Origin of the sequence: Rhizobium sp. SG_E_25_P2, from assembly GCF_029892285.1 — a bacterium.
In the GTDB taxonomy this organism is placed as follows: domain Bacteria; phylum Pseudomonadota; class Alphaproteobacteria; order Rhizobiales; family Rhizobiaceae; genus Rhizobium_E.
The window spans coordinates 35,779-52,267 of sequence record NZ_JARXVM010000024.1; the positions used below are offsets into that span (position 1 = coordinate 35,779).

The 16,489-nt window shown below is 61.4% G+C and carries 16 protein-coding genes; 7 read left to right on the forward strand and 9 right to left on the reverse strand.

The window, feature by feature from the left end; genetic code table 11:
- The first annotated feature begins 183 nt into the window (after positions 1 to 183).
- Both fhuF and M2360_RS24415 read left to right on the forward strand, forming a co-directional pair.
- On the forward strand, positions 184 to 960 hold the full coding sequence (gene fhuF, locus M2360_RS24410) for a siderophore-iron reductase FhuF (RefSeq protein WP_280778003.1): 777 nt from the start codon (positions 184 to 186) through the stop codon (positions 958 to 960).
- A gap of 90 nt (positions 961 to 1,050) precedes the next feature.
- Positions 1,051 to 1,359, forward strand: coding sequence for a hypothetical protein (locus tag M2360_RS24415; protein WP_280778004.1), 309 nt, complete (start codon positions 1,051 to 1,053; stop codon positions 1,357 to 1,359).
- Here M2360_RS24415 and M2360_RS24420 read toward each other — a convergent pair.
- Positions 1,356 to 2,231, reverse strand: coding sequence for a DMT family transporter (locus M2360_RS24420; protein ID WP_280778005.1), 876 nt, complete (start codon positions 2,229 to 2,231; stop codon positions 1,356 to 1,358). The two genes, M2360_RS24415 and M2360_RS24420, sit on opposite strands and share 4 nt — an antisense overlap.
- 172 nt (positions 2,232 to 2,403) lie before the next feature.
- Here M2360_RS24420 and M2360_RS24425 point away from each other — a divergent pair, with 172 nt between their 5' ends.
- The gene (locus tag M2360_RS24425; RefSeq protein WP_280778006.1) at positions 2,404 to 3,459 is read left to right on the forward strand and encodes a calcium-binding protein; all 1,056 of its coding nucleotides are present in this window, start codon (positions 2,404 to 2,406) and stop codon (positions 3,457 to 3,459) included.
- Positions 3,460 to 3,477: 18 nt separating this feature from the next.
- On the opposite strand, the gene M2360_RS24430 is transcribed toward M2360_RS24425, so the two are convergent.
- Genes M2360_RS24430 through M2360_RS24440 form a run of 3 tightly spaced genes read right to left on the reverse strand, consistent with a single transcriptional unit; the run spans position 3,478 to position 7,136 of the window.
- Positions 3,478 to 4,116 (reverse strand): aminotransferase class IV family protein, encoded by a 639-nt coding sequence (locus M2360_RS24430; protein WP_280778007.1) that lies wholly within the window; start codon positions 4,114 to 4,116, stop codon positions 3,478 to 3,480.
- Complete coding sequence (locus M2360_RS24435) at positions 4,113 to 5,270, reverse strand: aminodeoxychorismate synthase component I (protein ID WP_280778008.1); 1,158 nt, start codon at positions 5,268 to 5,270, stop codon at positions 4,113 to 4,115. Before M2360_RS24435 ends, M2360_RS24430 begins: the two co-directional genes overlap by 4 nt.
- Before the next feature lie 18 nt (positions 5,271 to 5,288).
- Entirely contained in the window at positions 5,289 to 7,136 is a 1,848-nt protein-coding gene (locus tag M2360_RS24440; RefSeq protein ID WP_280778052.1) for a M3 family oligoendopeptidase, read from the reverse strand.
- A 155-nt stretch (positions 7,137 to 7,291) separates the two neighbouring features.
- Between M2360_RS24440 and M2360_RS24445 the strand changes: the two genes are divergently transcribed.
- Together M2360_RS24445 and M2360_RS24450 are read left to right on the forward strand one after the other, a co-directional pair.
- Positions 7,292 to 8,872, forward strand: coding sequence for a sigma-54 dependent transcriptional regulator (locus M2360_RS24445; protein ID WP_280778009.1), 1,581 nt, complete (start codon positions 7,292 to 7,294; stop codon positions 8,870 to 8,872).
- 367 nt (positions 8,873 to 9,239) lie between these two features.
- Positions 9,240 to 11,003: a DUF882 domain-containing protein gene (locus M2360_RS24450; protein WP_280778010.1), complete on the forward strand. Its 1,764-nt coding sequence runs from the start codon at positions 9,240 to 9,242 to the stop codon at positions 11,001 to 11,003.
- A gap of 67 nt (positions 11,004 to 11,070) precedes the next feature.
- On the opposite strand, the gene M2360_RS24455 is transcribed toward M2360_RS24450, so the two are convergent.
- The 3 genes from M2360_RS24455 to M2360_RS24465 all read right to left on the reverse strand — a co-directional run bounded on the left by M2360_RS24455 (position 11,071) and on the right by M2360_RS24465 (position 12,534).
- Positions 11,071 to 11,334 (reverse strand): DUF2312 domain-containing protein, encoded by a 264-nt coding sequence (locus M2360_RS24455; RefSeq protein WP_280778011.1) that lies wholly within the window; start codon positions 11,332 to 11,334, stop codon positions 11,071 to 11,073.
- A 90-nt stretch (positions 11,335 to 11,424) separates the two neighbouring features.
- On the reverse strand, positions 11,425 to 11,730 hold the full coding sequence (locus tag M2360_RS24460) for a DUF1244 domain-containing protein (protein ID WP_280778012.1): 306 nt from the start codon (positions 11,728 to 11,730) through the stop codon (positions 11,425 to 11,427).
- 9 nt (positions 11,731 to 11,739) lie between these two features.
- Positions 11,740 to 12,534 carry an N-formylglutamate amidohydrolase gene (locus M2360_RS24465; protein WP_280778053.1) on the reverse strand — a complete coding sequence of 265 codons (795 nt, stop codon included), beginning with the start codon at positions 12,532 to 12,534 and terminating at the stop codon, positions 11,740 to 11,742.
- 272 nt (positions 12,535 to 12,806) lie between these two features.
- Here M2360_RS24465 and M2360_RS24470 point away from each other — a divergent pair, with 272 nt between their 5' ends.
- Positions 12,807 to 13,334 (forward strand): DUF1036 domain-containing protein, encoded by a 528-nt coding sequence (locus tag M2360_RS24470; RefSeq protein ID WP_280778013.1) that lies wholly within the window; start codon positions 12,807 to 12,809, stop codon positions 13,332 to 13,334.
- Entirely contained in the window at positions 13,334 to 14,773 is a 1,440-nt protein-coding gene (gene pyk, locus M2360_RS24475; protein WP_280778014.1) for a pyruvate kinase, read from the forward strand. Before M2360_RS24470 ends, pyk begins: the two co-directional genes overlap by 1 nt.
- Here pyk and M2360_RS24480 read toward each other — a convergent pair whose 3' ends face one another.
- Together M2360_RS24480 and M2360_RS24485 are read right to left on the reverse strand one after the other, a co-directional pair.
- The gene (locus M2360_RS24480; protein WP_280778015.1) at positions 14,774 to 15,793 is read right to left on the reverse strand and encodes an alpha/beta hydrolase; all 1,020 of its coding nucleotides are present in this window, start codon (positions 15,791 to 15,793) and stop codon (positions 14,774 to 14,776) included.
- Positions 15,794 to 15,861: 68 nt separating this feature from the next.
- The gene (locus tag M2360_RS24485; protein WP_280778016.1) at positions 15,862 to 16,476 is read right to left on the reverse strand and encodes a tetratricopeptide repeat protein; all 615 of its coding nucleotides are present in this window, start codon (positions 16,474 to 16,476) and stop codon (positions 15,862 to 15,864) included.
- Between the last annotated feature and the right edge of the window lie 13 nt (positions 16,477 to 16,489).

Consider the following 16,489-nt stretch of genomic DNA (forward strand, 5'->3'; position numbering starts at 1 on the left):
CCAGATGAACCTCAACGCGCTGCTTGACGACAGCAGGCGTCTGAACCCCTGCAAGGCCGTCGCGTTGGCGAACCCGTGCAAGTCCTGCGCGCCGACGCTTAATAACATGACATAAATACTCATCAATTCTTGCGGCCAGCGCCCGATCCGGCTATGTCAGCTATGGCGCAACGGGATGACGCGATGAGTGAGATACCGCATTTGCAGGCTTTTGACGGCGCGGACCAGCGCTGCCTGGATCTCGTGACCTCCGCCGGCCACGATTATCTTGCCGGCAAGTTCCTGTTGGCGGCGCCGGGAGACAAAGTGTCGACCCCGCTCGCCGCACTTCTGGACGCCGCCCATTTCGAGGCCGTGACGGCCGACTATGGTCTCCGGCATCCCGGCGTCGACAGACGGGCGATCGTGTCTCTCTGGAGCCTCTTCTACCTCTCGACGGTGGGAATTGGCGTGATTGTCGCGGCGACCGTCTATGGCGTGCGGTTGCCTTTGGCTTTGCAAGACCTCTGCGTCCTACATGAGAAGGGTGGTCCGCCCGCAGCGATCCTCCTGCCGCATGGCGGCGCCCGTCACGACGGACCTGTCGGCGTCGAGGCGCTGCAGGCGCTTGTGCGCGACCATTGCGATCCACTGATCGAGGCGATCGCGCGCGGACAAAAAGTCTCCAAGCGCATGTTGTGGAACAATCTCGTCGTCTATCTCGATTGGGTGATCCGCGAAATCGGCGCGCATATCGGCGATGACGCCGTGGCGGATGTGCTGACCGCGCTTCATGCGCCACAATTTGCCGACGGCATGAAAAATCCCCTGCACGGGCTTTTGCGCCGCGACGGGACGTCGTGCGAACCGGTCCGGAAAGTGTGCTGCCTGCGCTATTGCGTTCCCGGCGTCGGCGGATGCGGCGGAATGTGTCCACTGCCCGAAGGGCGGGCTGCGGCGCAGGCTATCGCCGCCGAGTAGCCGGCTTTTCCCATGCCCGCGCTATCGGGCGTCATGCAAATGGCATAGTGTCGCGCTATCGACTCGAAAACACCAAAGAGGAAGACAGCGATGATTGAACCGATGGGCGTCCTGATGCTCGGTTATGAAGGCGAGAACGAACTGAGCATTTTCCTGGGCGACGAACATGACGATGTCGTCTTCCGCTTCATTACACTGGTGGGCGGCGCGACCGGCGAAACGCTGCGCTTCGAAGCCAGCAACGGCATGACGGTAGCCGATTTCTTCGACGCTCTCGATGAAGAAGAAAGCGAAACGGAAATCGCCATTCTCGATTTCCTCGAAAAGGAACAGAACGCCGCCGTGTTGGTGGCCTTCGACGGCGAACCGCGTATCTTCGCGGTCGACGAAGAGGATTAATCGATCCGCATGCGACGCCGCGCGGCCTCTCGCCATAGCGTGAAGAGGCCGGCGGCCACGATGATCAGCGAACCCAGGACGATGTTCATCGCCAGGCTTTCGCCGAAGACGAAGACCCCGATCAAGGCGCTCAGCATCAGCTGGTAGTAGGCCACAGGCTGCACCAGCACAGCGTCGAGATGGTCATAGGCCTTGATCAGGCAGTAGTGGCTAGAAATGCCGGTCAGGCAGAGCAGCGCCATCCATCCCCAGTCCCACCCAGAGAGATTTGTCCAGAAGAATGGGCCAATGGCCGTGGCCAGCACGGCGCCGGCGACGCCGGTATAGAAGAAGCTGACGCTCGCGTCATCTGTGCGACTCGCAAGCCGCGTCGCCACCGAATAGGCGGCGTTGATCAGCGCCGAGGCCAGGGGAATGAGCAGCGTCAGGTCGAAGGTCGCTGGATTGGGCCTGAGGATGATCAGCACGCCGACCATGCCGACCCCGATCGCCGTCCAGCGCCGCCATCCCACGACTTCGCCGAGGATCGGCACCGACAACATCGCCACAACCAGCGGCGTGGCCGAAAAGATCGCCTGTGATTGAATAAGCCCTGCGACCCGGAAGGACAGGATGGTCACCATGATCTGGCTGGCCAGCAGAAACCCGCGCAAGATCTGCAGATAAGGCCGGTTGGCGCGGACTGCGCCGGTCAGGCCCCTGCTCGAACGCGCCGCCATCACCATCACGAAGCCGGCAAAGGCCCAATAGCGGATCATGGTGATCAAGAGTGGCGAATAGGAATGCGAGAGGTGTTTGGAGATGGCGTCCTGGCAAGCGAAGACGGTGAAAGCCAGGAATGCGAAAAGATAGCCGGTCTTGTGTGAGGTCATGAGAGGCATGTCATCGTATTGCGTCGTCCTCCCATCCGCGTGATGAGCCGGATTGTCCGCCAATACAAGCCCTTTGATCCTTCCGCGCGACGATTGATTATTAATAAATCGCTAACCGGCCTCAGAGTGTGCTAAATTAGGGCTTGTCATTTTTTCGGGGAGGAGAAATCGCATGCGCCTGATATTCACCAACACTTCTGGGGCCGGCGTGCAGGCCGCGCTCACCGCGGGAGAAGATTTCTATCTCGCCGCAGACGTCTATTTCGGCAGCACAAATACATATGCGATCACGGCGGCGGATTCGAACCATAGGTTCGACATCTATGGAAGCGTCGTGTCTGAAAACGGAGTCAATCTTGGGGATGCCGGCACAGACACGAACAACCGGATCTTTATTCATGCTGGCGCGATGATCCGCACGCCTGATGACAATTCGTCTTGGTGCGTCAATCTCGATTCTAGTTCTTCCAAGATCACCAACGAGGGCTTGATCGAAGGCTACTATGGGGTGGTTTTCGGCGCGAATTCGGCGGATACGACGTCGCGATTGGTCAATTCCGGCGAGATCATCGGCGCCGATACATTTTATGGCACCATTGTTCGCGATTCAGGCGCGAGTGAAACCGTCATTGTTGACAATAGCGGAACGATCCGAGGAGTGAACGCCTATAATGCTGTCCTAGGCGCTGGCATAGATATCATCAACAATTCGGGAACCATCGTCGGAGATATCCTTCTTTATGCGCTCGACGACAAATACAACGGCAAGAAAGGTTTCATCGACGGCATCGTCGATGGCGGCGATGGCGCGGATATCTTGAACGGCGGCGTGAAGCTCGATCATTTTCTCGGCGGCGCGGGCGCTGACACGCTTTACGGCTATCTCGGTCGCGACAAGCTTGGCGGCGGCGCAGACGCCGACACGTTCCTGTACAAGAGCGTCACGGAATCGACCGGCAAGACGGCGGACACGATCCTGGATTTCACCAAGGCGGACAATGATCTCATCAACATTCACGCGATCGACGCCAACACCACCGCCAAGAACAACCAGGATTTCACGTTCATCGCCAACAGCGCTTTTTCGGGGGACGCCGGCGAATTGCGCTCCTTCGTTTCTGGCGGCAATACCACGGTGCAGGCCGATATCAATGGCGATGGCAAAGCCGATTTCGTCTTGAAGCTGACTGGGGCGATTTCGCTGGCAGGCTCGGATTTCCTGCTTTGACGCGTGCGGTGCCGCGTTTCAGAGCTTCAACCGTGCGGCGATGAGGCCGCGCAGCGAATTGCCGACGAGAACCGTCTTTCCTGTGAGGTCGGACGGTTGCAGAGGCCGCACGCGCGCCTTTTTTCCGCAGATCAGCGCTGTCCTGAGCACGCCTGCGAGGCAGCCCGAGGAGAGCGGCGGCGTCCACAATACGCCGTCATCCCCCTCGACGAACAGATTGGTGATCGCGCCTTCGCAGACTTCACCCTTCTCGTTGAGCAGCAGCACCTCGTCGGCGTCCTCGCGCGAAATCTCCGCCCGGGCGGCGTCATAGATGGCGCGATGCGACGTCTTGTGGCGCAGAAGCGGGCCATTCGAGGCGAGCCTTGTGTTCGTCGCGATGGCGAGGGTCCAGACGGTTCCCTCGGCCAGCGGCTGGAATGCGGCGGACTGAATGTCGTACCGTCCGTCCGCCCAGAATTCGAGCCTGAGACGGGTCGGCGCCTCCACAGTTCGAGCCGCCTCCAGCGCCGCCGTCCAAGCCATCGCCGGATCGGCGAAACCGAGCTTGCGCGTCGAATTGAAAAATCGGTTCCGGTGCAGATTGCCCCTCATGACGCCTGCGCCGGGTTCGGCCCGCATGGTCTCGATCAGCGAAAAATCCGGCCTGTCCGTCACTGGGCGATCTCCCGGTCCCCCAGCGCGAAACGCGCCTTCAGCAGACATTCCGCATATTCGTCCTCGGCGTTGGAATCGAAGACGATGCCGCCGCCGATATTGAACACCGCCTGGCCGTCTTCGTATAGCGAGATGGTGCGAATGGCGACGTTGAAACACATGCGTCCGTCCGGCGCGACAAAGCCGATCGAGCCGCAATAGGCGTCGCGCGGGCCGGCTTCGATCTCGTGCAGGATCTCCATCGCCCGCATTTTCGGCGCGCCGGTCACCGAGCCGCAGGGGAACAGCGCGGAGAAGATGTCGCGCAGCGTCAGATCGGGCAGCAGTTTGGCGCGCACATGCGACACCATTTGATGCACGGTCGGATAGGTCTCGATGTGAAAGAGTTTTGGGACATCGAGCGTGCCGACCTCGGAAATCCGCGAAATGTCGTTGCGCAGGAGGTCGACGATCATGCGGTTTTCGGCTTGGGTCTTCTCGTCGCCGAGCATCGAAGCCTTGATCGCCTCGTCCTCTGCGGCGGATCTGCCGCGCGCCGCTGTTCCCTTCATCGGATGCGTCTCGATCCAGCCGTCTTCATCGACCTTGAAGAACAGTTCCGGCGAGCGCGACAGCAGCATCGGCCCGCCGAGATTGACGAGCGCGCCGTAATGCACCGGTTGCCGCGAGATCAGCGACCAGAAGGCGGCCAGCGGATCGCCCGACCATCGGGCGCGCACCGGCATGGTCAGATTGCCCTGGTAGCAATCGCCCTGGCGGAGATGCCAATGCAGCCGGTCGAAGCGCTCCCGATAGGTGTCGAACGGCCATTCCGCCCGGGGCTCTTGCAGGAACTCTTCGTTGTCCAGCCGTTGGCGCGGCTGGGCGAGGGGATGATCGGGCCGTGGCGCATCGAACACGCCGAAGGCCATCAAGGGCGTCGGCCGGTTCTGGGCCGCATAACCCGCGAGCCTTGCCTCGAAGAGGTAGCCGGCATCATAGCTCATGAAGCCGGCGATCCATTTGCCGGCGCGCCGCGCCCGTTCCAGCCGCGCGAGTCCGTCTTCGAGACCCGCCGCGTCGTGCGCGAGGATCAGTTCCTCAGGCCCGGCGAAAAACAGGGTCTCGTTCCTGCGGTCGTCGCGAAGCAGGATGAAGGGTTCGGCTGGCGCCATGCGGTTCAGGTCCTCTGGTCAGGCGCTCTTATCAAGCGCCTCCAATTCGTCGATCAGGCCCTCGATCATCGACAGACCCTTGTCCCAGAACGACGGGTCGGACGCGTCAAGGCCGAACGGCTTCAAAAGTTCGGCGTAATGCTTGCTGCCGCCGGCCTTCAGAAGCGCGAAATACTTCTCCTGGAAGCCGTCCTCGGCGTTCTGGTAAACCGCATAGAGCGAGTTCACCAGGCAGTCGCCAAAGGCGTAGGCATAGACATAGAAGGGCGAATGGATGAAATGGGGAATATACATCCACCAGTTCTCATAGCCCTCTGACGTCCTGATCGCCGGCCCCAGGCTTTCGCCTTGTACGGACATCCAGAGTTCGCCGATCTGCTCTGATGTCAGCTCGCCGTCTTTTCTCGCCGTGTGGAGCTTGCGCTCGAACTGGTAGAAGGCGATCTGGCGGACCACGGTGTTGAGCATGTCCTCGACCTTTTGCGCCAGCATCGCCTTGCGCTCGGTCTTGTCCTTGGTCTTGGCGAGCAGCGCCCGGAAGGTCAGCATTTCGCCAAACACCGAGGCCGTCTCGGCCAGCGTCAGCGGCGTCGAGGCCATCAGCGCGCCCTGGCCGCCGGCCAGCACCTGGTGCACGCCATGGCCGAGTTCATGGGCGAGCGTCATCACGTCGCGCGGCTTGCCGAGATAATTGACCAGCACGTAAGGATGCGCCGATGGCACGGTAGGATGGGCGAAAGCGCCTGGCGCCTTGCCCGGCCGGGCCGGAGCGTCGATCCAGTTCTTGTCGAAGAAGGTCTGGGTTATCTCGGCCATTTCGGGCGAAAACTGCCGATAGGCTGACAGCACGATGTCTCGCGCGTCTTCCCAGGCCACGGCGCTCGCCGGGGCTTCCGGCAGCGGCGCGTTGCGATCCCAGTAATTCAGCGTCTCCATGCCCAGCCATTTGGCCTTCATGGCGTAATAGCGATGCGAGAGCCGGGGATAGGCGGCCTTGACGGCGGCGGCCAGCGCGTCGACCACCTCTCCCTCGACACGGTTGGACAGATGCCGGCTGTCGGCGATGTCCTTGAAGCCGCGCCAGCGGTCGGAAATGTCCTTGTCCTTGGCGAGCGTGTTGGTGATCAGCGTGAAGATGCGGATATTGTCCTTGAACACCTGGCTGATGGCTTCGGCCGCCGTGCGTCTGACATCAGGATCTTTTTCCTGCAGCTTGTCGAGCGCGGATTCAAGCGTGATCTGCTCGCCGCCGAACGGCACACGCAGCGCGGCGATCGTCTCATTGAACAGCCGGTTCCAGGCCTGGCCGCCGGTCTGGGATTTTTCGAGGAACAGTTGCTCCAGCTTTTCGTCGAGTTGATAGGGCTTCTCCTTGCGGAGATCCTCGATCCAGGGGCGGTAATGAACGGCTTTTTCGTCATGGGCGAAGGCAGCGGCGAGTGCTGCGTCCTCGACGAGATTGAGTTCGAGCGCGAAGAACAGCAAATGAGCGGCCATGTCGGTGATGCCTGCGCTGACATCGGCGAAGAACTTGCCGCGCGCCGGATCGGTCATGTCGCCATAATAGTGGAGCCCGGCATAGGAGCCGACACGACCGATCAGGTCTTCGAGACCTTCATAGGCTTCCACCGCCGCGCCGAGACCGTCTTCTCCCGACAATAGCGCCGCTGCGGCAAGCTTGCCCTTCCACCTGGCCTCGAAGGCTTCCGACAGGATTCTCGCTTTGTCGAGATCCGCCTTGAAGGCGCCGCTGTCGGGGGCGGGATAGAGATCGGCGAGGTTCCATTCCGGAAGGGCGCCGAGATCGGGTGCAGTTGCTGCCGCATCCGTGGCGAAAACTGGCTGCAAACGGGACGCGCCTGTCATATCGGGCATGAACTTCATCGCAGATTTCCTTTTGATTTCTGTATTTTATCTGTTTGCCGCCCGGATCGGTAAAATGCAAGCATTTCTCAAAACGGGATTTTCAAGGCTGTTTGTCATGTTGTGTCCATGAACGGAAATAACAGGGGGAAAAGCCCGTGAACACGCATATTCTTGTGATCGACGACGATCCCGTGCAACGTCGGCTTCTCAAAAACGCCGTTGAACGCATCGGGCATACGCCGCATCTCGCCGAAAATGGCAAGATGGGTCTGGAATCGCTCGAGCGCCACGGCGACAAGATCAGCGTGATCATACTCGACCTGATGATGCCGGAAATGAACGGCATCGCTTTCCTCAACGCCCTGCATGAAAAAGGCGTCGATATTCCCGTCATCGTCCAGACCGGACAGGGCGGCATCGACACCGTGGTCATGGCCATGCGGGCCGGCGCCTTCGATTTCGTCGTCAAGCCCGTGAGCCCCGAGCGCATCGGTTCGGCGATCAGCAACGCCTTGAAAGTCGACCGCACCAGCCAGTCGCGCAATCCGGCGCGCTCGCGCAGCGGGGCGGTTCGTTTCAACGATATCGTCGCGGTCAGCCCGGCCATGTCCCGCGTCATGGATCTCGCCCGCCGGGCGGCGCAATCCGATATTCCGGTGGTGCTTGAAGGTGAATCCGGCGTCGGCAAGGAAATGGTGGCCCGCGCCATCCAGGCCGCCAGCGATCGCGCCGGCAAACCGTTCATCACCGTCAATTGCGGCGCCATCCCTCAGAACCTGGTCGAGAGCATTCTGTTCGGCCACGAGAAGGGGGCTTTCACCGGCGCGACCGAGAAACATGCCGGAAAATTCATCGAGGCCGACGGCGGCACGCTGTTTCTCGACGAGATCGGCGAGTTGCCGCTCGATGTCCAGGTCAAGCTCCTGCGCGCCATCCAGAATGGCGAGATCGAGACGATCGGCGCGCGCCGTCCGCACAAGGTCGATGTACGCCTGATTTCGGCGACCAACAAGGATCTCATCGCCGCCGTCAAGGCGGGGGAATTTCGCGAGGATCTCTATTACCGTCTCAACGTCTTCCCGATCACCATCCCGGCTCTGCGCCGGCGCAAGGAAGACGTGCCCGTTCTCGCCCGCGCCTTCGTCGAGCGGTTCTCGGCCGCGCAAAAGCTCGACGTGGTTCCGGAACTGACGCCGGCGGCCATGGCACTGCTGACCGCCTTCGATTGGCCCGGCAATATCCGCCAGTTGGAGAATTCGATCTTCCGGGCGATCGTGCTCGCCCGCGGCCCGCAACTCGGCGTCGAGGATTTCACCCAGATCGCGGCGCAAATCCCGGGTTACATTAACGAAAGCGGCGAAAGCATTTTCGCCGGCGTGCGCGATGTCCTGGCGGCGCCGAGTCTTGCTGGCGTTGAGCCTCCCGCCGGACTGCCCGTACTCAATCGGTCGCTGCCGGAGGCGACCTATCGCACTGAACCCCAACGCGCCGTCAGCCATAGCCCGCTCACCGAGGGCATCCTGTCGGCCATCGGCAGGGATGGCGGCGTGCGCACCATCGCCTCGGTCGAGGAGGAACTGATCCGCTTTGCGCTGCGCTTCTATCGCGGACAAATGAGCGAAGTCGCCCGCCGCCTCGGCATCGGTCGCTCTACGCTCTACCGCAAGCTCAAGGATTACGGAATCGATCCCGATGATCCGCTGAAGCAATTGGCGTTGGAGGATGTCGTCGGCTGAGAAATGTTCCGGCTGACGATCTAGGCCCGCTGTGTCCCTCACACGGCGGGCCTCGGCTCGTTTGGAAAACTGCGAAAATCCGTGGCGGGTTGACGGGGATCATGGCGCGCGCCGCCAGTTCGGTGCAAGTGGAGACCGTCAGGTTGAATATTGAAACGCTTGGCTGATTCGTTAAAAAAGACTGGAAAAAACAACGAAATCTGCGATAAAGCCTGCGATTGTTAAAAAACCTGATTGGCGTTTAACCCTTGTTAGTGCATCGTTCACTATAACTTGGGATGGGCGTCAGAACGCGTTCGCCATCGTCTAACCGTAATTGACCTTTAGTGGAATCAACGGTAGCGGCGGCCAGTGTACGGGGATCGAGTTGCATCAAGAGGTTGAGACCGAGAGCCGGGTGACCGGCGCCGTTCGTCGTATCGCGAAAGCGGTCGGCTCGGCGCGCTTGGGTCTCCGGGCCATGCTCCCGGCGATATTGTTCGCCGTGGTCGCCCTGCAGGGCGCGCCGGCTTCCGCCGCGCAGACCCGCGCTTTGAAGATCTATCATATCCATTCGCACGAAAAGGCCATCATCGTTTTCAAGCGCAACGGGCGCTATGACGCGGCTGGCCTGAAGAAGCTGAATTTCATTCTCCGCGACTGGCGCCGCAACGAGCCCACGCGTATGGATCCGCGCTTGTTCGACCTGATCTGGGAAGTCTACCAGAAGTCCGGCTCGCGCGACTATATCAATGTCATCGGCGGCTATCGCGCGCCTGAAACCAACGCCATGCTGCGTTCGCGCACCAAAGGCGTCGCCGAGAGAAGCCAGCATGTCCTCGGCAAGGCCATGGACTTCTACATTCCCGATGTCTCGCTCAGGAAGTTGCGTGAGATCGGCATGAAATTCCAGGTCGGCGGCGTCGGCTTCTATCCGACCTCCGGTTCGCCTTTCGTGCATATGGATGTCGGTGGCGTCAGGTCATGGCCGCGCATGCCGCGGCGCGAACTTTCGCGCCTGTTTCCGGACGGTCGCACGCTGCACAAGCCTGCCGAAGGCGGAGTGATGCCCGGTTATGCGTCCGCGCTGGCTGATTACAAGCGTCGCGTCGGTTCCGACGCCATCCTCGTAGCTGGCGGCGGCTCCAACAATTCGGATCGCGACACCGGCAAGCGCAAGAGCCTGCTTGCCGCCCTGTTCGGCGGCGGGGATGAGGATGAAGGTGATATTGCTGACGCCGAAGTCCAGGTCGCGGCGGCTCCCGCCAAGAAATCCAAGCCCGAAAGCCAGCAGGCCGTTCTGACCGCCGCTGCCGAGCCGGAAGACAAGCCGATCAACGCGCCGGTTCCGTCGCTGCGGCCGGCCGAGCCGGTGCAGCCGGCGATCGAAACGGCGCTGCTCTCCACGAATCGCAATCCTGCGGAAGAGGCGATGCAGGCCGCTCTGACGCCCAAGCCTGAAGAACAGCCGGAATTCGTCGATCTCGCGAAGTTGCATGTGCCGGCGCCGAGCCTGCTCGGCCAGCGCAGCCAGCCGGGCGACGGCGATGCCTTGACCGCATCTCTCGATCCCAATACCGCCGCCATGCTCAGCGCTGTCCCGGTCCCCGGCGGCCGTCCTGCTGATCAGCAAGCCAGCAGCGATGGCAAGGATGACGACATTGTCGTGCCGACGGGTGATGTGAAGCCCGAGGAAGTCGCGGCTTTGGCGGCGCAGTCAAAAGCCGCCCCTGCGGATGAGACAACCGATGAAGATGAGGTTGCCGGCATTATCGACAGTCTGGGCGAGCCTGGTGGAGAACAGGACAAGCTGGCGGAACTCGCATCGCTGGATGTAACGTCTGAAACGGCCACTCGTTCCTTCGAAGCGCCTGCCGCCGTGCAACCGGCCAAGCCGGTGGCCAAGACCGCCGAGAGGAAGTCTCCTGCGCTGACCGTGAACATGATCGCCAAATGGGCGCTGAGCAAAGGCCGGGTGGCTGAAGTCGCAAAACCCGTCAAGGCGCCGCGTTTTGTGAGCAAGAAGATGCGCGTCCAGCCAACCGAGGTTTACGCGGAAGGCTTTACGCAGTCCGCCAAGATCGATCCGGCCCGCTTCTCCGGCTCCGCTGTGAACTTTATTCCGGTGAAGAAATTCCCAGAAACCAACTGATGTTGGGAAGCCAACATAAAAAAACCGCCGGGAACGGCGGTTTTTTTGTGGCTGCAATAAGCGCGGATCACTCTTCCGGCGGAGCTTCGATCATGCCGAGCGCCATCAGATAGGTCTCGAGAATCGCTTCCTGCTCCATGCGCTCATCCTTATCCTGCTTGCGGATCTGGATGACTTTCTTGAGGATCTTGGTGTCGAAGCCCGTGCTCTTGGCTTCGCCATAGACGTCCTTGATGTCGTCGGCGATCGTCTTCTTTTCTTCTTCCAGCCGTTCGATGCGCTCGATGAAAGATCTGAGCTGATCGCGGGCCACGCCATGCGCGTCGGACATATGCCTGCTCCTTCTGATTCCTGTTCTCAATCCGGGCCGATGACCTGCAGCGAAAGGCCGGCGAGGTCAAGCGGAATCGCCAGCGAAGATCTATTCCTTCGGCCTGTTGGTCTCGAAGGCCGCCTTTTGCGTCTCGCTTGCTTCGCTCTGGTTGAGCCGCTTCCAGTCCTCATAAGGCATGCCGTAGATCGCCTGCCGGGATTGGTCCTTGCTGAGCGGCAGCCCTGCCTGTTGGGCTGCGTCGAGATACCAGTTTGCCAGACAGTTGCGGCAGAAGCCGGCCAGATTCATCAGGTCGATATTCTGTGTCTCCGGCCGATTGCGCAGATGGCTGACCAGCCGCCGGAAAGCGGCCGCCTCGAGCTTGGTGACGTCGTCTTCGCTCAGTTCGCTCATGTGATCTCCTCAACCCCAGATGCGGTCCGTCCGCGATGGAAAAATCTCTGTTCGATGCAGGTCGGGCTCGCCGTTCAGCGCGGCGAAAATCGGCGCGAGACGGTCCGACCAGAGCGAAATCCCGTCCGCTGCGCCGATCTCGTCCTGGCGGATTTCGAGCAGCGCGTGCGGGCGGCCCTTTTCGGTGCAATGACGGTGCATCGTATCGCCGCGCAAGGCGCCGTCATAGGGCTCATTGTCGCCCACGAGGACGCCGTCGATGTCGCGCAGCGCCGAGATCAGCCGCATGGCGGCGCGGGGATCGGAATCCCACAGCACGGCGGCATGCCAGGGGCGGGCGACGCCCTTCCAGTGCGGCGTATAGGAATGCAGCGACAGCACCAGCGCCGTGCGCCCGGTGGCGCGCTCCGTGTCCGCGATCAGGTCGCTAACCGCTTGATGATAGGGGCGATGAAAGCGCTCGATCCGGCGGCGCTGTTCTTCGGCGGGCAGCGGATGGTTGGCGGGAATGATCGCGCCGTCGGAAATGCGCATAATCAGGGTCGGATCATCTTCGCCGCGATTGGGGTCGATCAGCAGGCGGGAGAAACAGCTCATCGCCGCCGGTGCGCCGAGACGGGCGGAGAGGCTCCGTGTCAGCGCTTCCACGCCGATGTCATAAGCGATATGACGTTCGAAGGCTTCGGGCGGCAAGCCGAGCGACCCATAGTCCGACGGCAACCGGTTGGTGGCGTGATCGGCAAGCAGGATCAGCCCGCATGCGGGATCTCCAGACAGGATTTCGAAAGCGGAATTACAGGACATCGACATAATTTTTCACGTTTTTGCTGTCTTGTCATGCCGACTTGGCGGTTTCAAGGCGGTCTGTGTTGAGACTTTGTTCAAGGCCTAATAGTATCGGAATCAAGCGCCTGACTCCTGGTTATCCATGCATGCGGCCGACCTTCGTGTCATGTGAGCCGTCGCTGATAAGAATGTCAGGCTTTTGGACCGATATAATCGATTGAATTTTGCGTTGACAATCCTGTGCCGCCAACGCACAAGGACAATCAGCAGGTGGGAGCCAGCTCTACGTCATGCTCGTGAATTACATCCTCCGTATGGTGGCGCCGAATCGCCGCGCAGTCGTTCGCATGTCCGCCGGTCGTGAATCGGCGCTGCGACGCGGATTTGCGGTTTTTGCGGCGCCTTTGGCCATCGGTCTCGGTGCGGCATTCGCGGCTCCGGGTGTTGCGAAGGCGGAATTCCGCGTCTGCAACGCCACCCAGAACCTCGTCGGCGTGGCCATCGGCTATCGCTCCAAGGAAGGATGGATTTCCGAAGGATGGTGGCAGATACCCGCGACGACATGCGCCACGTTGATCGAGGGCAAGCTCGAGAGCCGGTTCTATTATCTCTATGCGGAAGACGCGACGCGCGGTGGACGCTGGACCGGCAATGTCAACATGTGCGTGGCGGAAAACGAGTTCAAGATCACCGGCGTCCAGGACTGCTATGCCCGCGGCTACCAGCAGTTCGGATTCAAGGAATATGACACGGGGCGTCAGGGAAGCTGGATGGTTCAGCTGACCGATACGCCCGCAGCACAAGAAAGCCAGAATTGATGAAGCGGAACCGGAAAGTCAAAATCCTCGCCACACTCGGCCCGGCCTCCAGTGAAGAGCATATGATCGAGAAGCTGCATCAGGCCGGTGCGGATTTGTTCCGCATCAATATGAGCCATGCCAGCCACGACATGATGCGGACGCTGATCAGCCGCATCCGCGCCGTGGAAGCGCGCTCCGGTCGCCCGATCGGCATCCTCGCCGACCTCCAGGGGCCGAAGTTGCGTGTCGGCAAATTCGCCAATGGTCCGGTCGAACTCACGCCCGGCCAGACCTTCACGCTCGACAACAATCCCGAACCCGGCGACAATGTCCGCGTCTATCTCCCGCATCCTGAGATCCTCGAATCGGTCAAGCCGGGTCATCGCCTGTTGATCGACGACGGCAAGCTGCATCTGGTCGCGGTCGAGTGCAACGGCACGAGCATCGTCACCAAGGTCGTCGCCGGCACCAAGATTTCCGACAAGAAGGGCGTCAGCCTGCCCGATACGCTTCTCGCCATCGGCGCATTGACCGACAAGGACCGTGTGGACCTCGACGCCGTGCTGGCCGCCGGCAGCGTCGATTGGGTGGCGCTGTCCTTCGTGCAGCGTCCGGAAGACCTGGCCGAAGTCCGCAAGATCTCCAAGGGCCGCGTCGGCCTGATGTCGAAGATCGAAAAGCCGCAGGCCATCGAGCGGATTGACGAAATCATCGAAATGTCCGACGCGTTGATGGTCGCTCGCGGCGATCTGGGCGTGGAAATGCCGCTCGAAGCTGTTCCCGGTCTGCAGAAGCAGTTGACCCGCGCTTGCCGCAAGGTCGGCAAGCCGGTGGTCGTCGCCACCCAGATGCTGGAATCGATGATCACCGCGCCGGTTCCCACCCGCGCTGAGGTCTCCGACGTCGCCACCGCCGTCTTCGAAGGCGCCGACGCCATCATGTTGTCGGCGGAATCCGCTTCGGGCCAGTATCCGATCGAGGCTGTCAGCACCATGGCCTCGATCGCCAGCACGGTCGAAAAGGACCCGTATTACTCCAACATCATTCACGCCCAGCGCCCCAAGCCCGAGCCGACCGGCGCCGACGCGATCTCGCTCGCCTCGCGTGAAATCGCCGAAACGCTCAAGCTGACGGCCATCGTCTGTTACACTGGCTCTGGCAACACCGGTCTTCGCGCCGCTCGCGAGCGTCCCACCGTGCCGGTTCTGGCGCTGTCGCCGATCATCGAGACGGCGCGCCGTCTCTCGGTCGTCTGGGGCCTGCATTGCGTGGTGACGGAAGACGCGTCTGACCTCGACGACATGGTCAACCGCGCCTGCCGCATCGTTCATGCCGAAGGCTTCGGCAAGCCGGGCGACCGGGTGATCATCACCGCTGGCGTTCCCCTGGGAACCCCGGGCGCGACCAATATGCTGCGCATCGCCTATATCGGCTCGGACGGCCAGAGCGGCGTCTGATCACGTCCTGGGCGCGATCCGCGCCTCGACCTCACGCACGATGCTTTCCAGATCGCGGGGCTTCCCCGCGATCTTTTCAATTGCGGCGATGGCCAGATCGGTGGCGATATAATCCGGCTTGTGGCCGAGATGGCGCACCCATAAGAGTTCTGAATGGGGCAAATCGCGCTTCAGGCCGCGCGAGTGTATTTCCTCCAGAACGATGTCGTCGCTATCGCCGGTGATGACGATCGCCGGCGCGGTGATCTTCTTGTAGCGCGGCTGGATCTTCGTGACATAGGCAAGCAGATTGGCCACATCTCGGGCATTGTCGCAAAAATTGGCCGGCCGCAGCACCAGTGGAATCGCCGCCCGGTCGATATAGGCCGCTGGCGCGGCATTGGGCGAAAAGACATGGGTGATCCCCTTGCGCAATTGCAGGAGGCCGGCGGGCAGGGCGAGGGTGTGACAAAAGGCCGGGCCGATCGCCGGCAGATTGGCGAGATCGTAGTACCAGTCCACTCCACCTGGCCAGGGATGCGTCGCAGGAGCGAGGAACAGCAGCCCCTCCGTCATCTCGGGATGGCGCAGCGCGAAGCTCGCCGCCGTCGCTCCGCCGAAGGAATGGCCGATGATGATGGCGCGGGTAATTCCCTTCTTCCGCATCAGGGTCGCAATGGCGTCGGACTGCCCCGCCGGCGTCAGGTTTTCCGCGCCGCCGCGTTCGGAATAACCATGGCCCGGCCGGTCGACGAACAGCATCTCGGCGCGGTCCTTCAGCGGTTCGAAAAAGGCGCCCCAGGGGTCGCGCAGATTGCCGCTGGCGCCATGAATGAAAACCAGCGGAGGCAGATCCGCGACGGCCGGCTGCGGCCAATGCAGGCTGTTCATCCTGAAGCCGCCGACATCGGTCAATTCACCGATATTGGGATAGCGGGCGGCGATGCGCGCCGCTTCCCAACGGCTGAAGACGAAAGCAAGCGCGGTGAGGGCTGCGACGCTCAGGACAATGGCGGCGATGAACTTGGCGAGAACGATCATGAAGGCCGGAATTTGGAATGACGAGGGTGAAGGTCAGGACATGATACGCGTCGATCGGCCCTGAGGTTTCAGGTGCGTTGGCCATCGAGCTTGATCATCAGATCGATCGCCCGCTTCTGGGCGTCGCGGTCGGCCGGATAGCGGTCGAGATAGGCCTCGAGCGCTGCGAGCGCCTGTTGGTCGCGACCGGACTGGGACAGGACGGCGGCAAGGCCCGAAAGGGCGCCGAGATGACGCGGCTCCAGCTTCAGCACATGAGCGGTGTCCGCCATCGCCTTGGGGAAATTGCCCATCTGGTAATGCAGCGAGGCGCGGGCGTTCCAGCCTTCCGCGTAGCCAGGCGCCAGCAGGGTGATCTGGTCGAGAAAATCGAGCGCAGCGCCGAAGCGCTTTTCCTCGGTCGCCTTCCGTGCGTTACCCATCAGCATGTCGACGGTGGCGCTGCCGGAATAAAAAAGGCTGCTGGTTATCCGGTCGGCGATCAGCCGGGCGGCCTGGGGATTGCGCTCTTTCTTGAGTTGGGCGAACAACAGGTCCAACTCATGGTCCGGCGGCGTCAAAGGCGGGATCTTTTGCTCGACGATACGTTCCGGCGGCGGCGATCCCGGCTTCGCCTCCTCGGCGAGGAGGGGAGACGTCACGGCCAGGGAAAGGGCAAATACGAAAAAACGCATGGCGGGCATGATAACCCGCCAG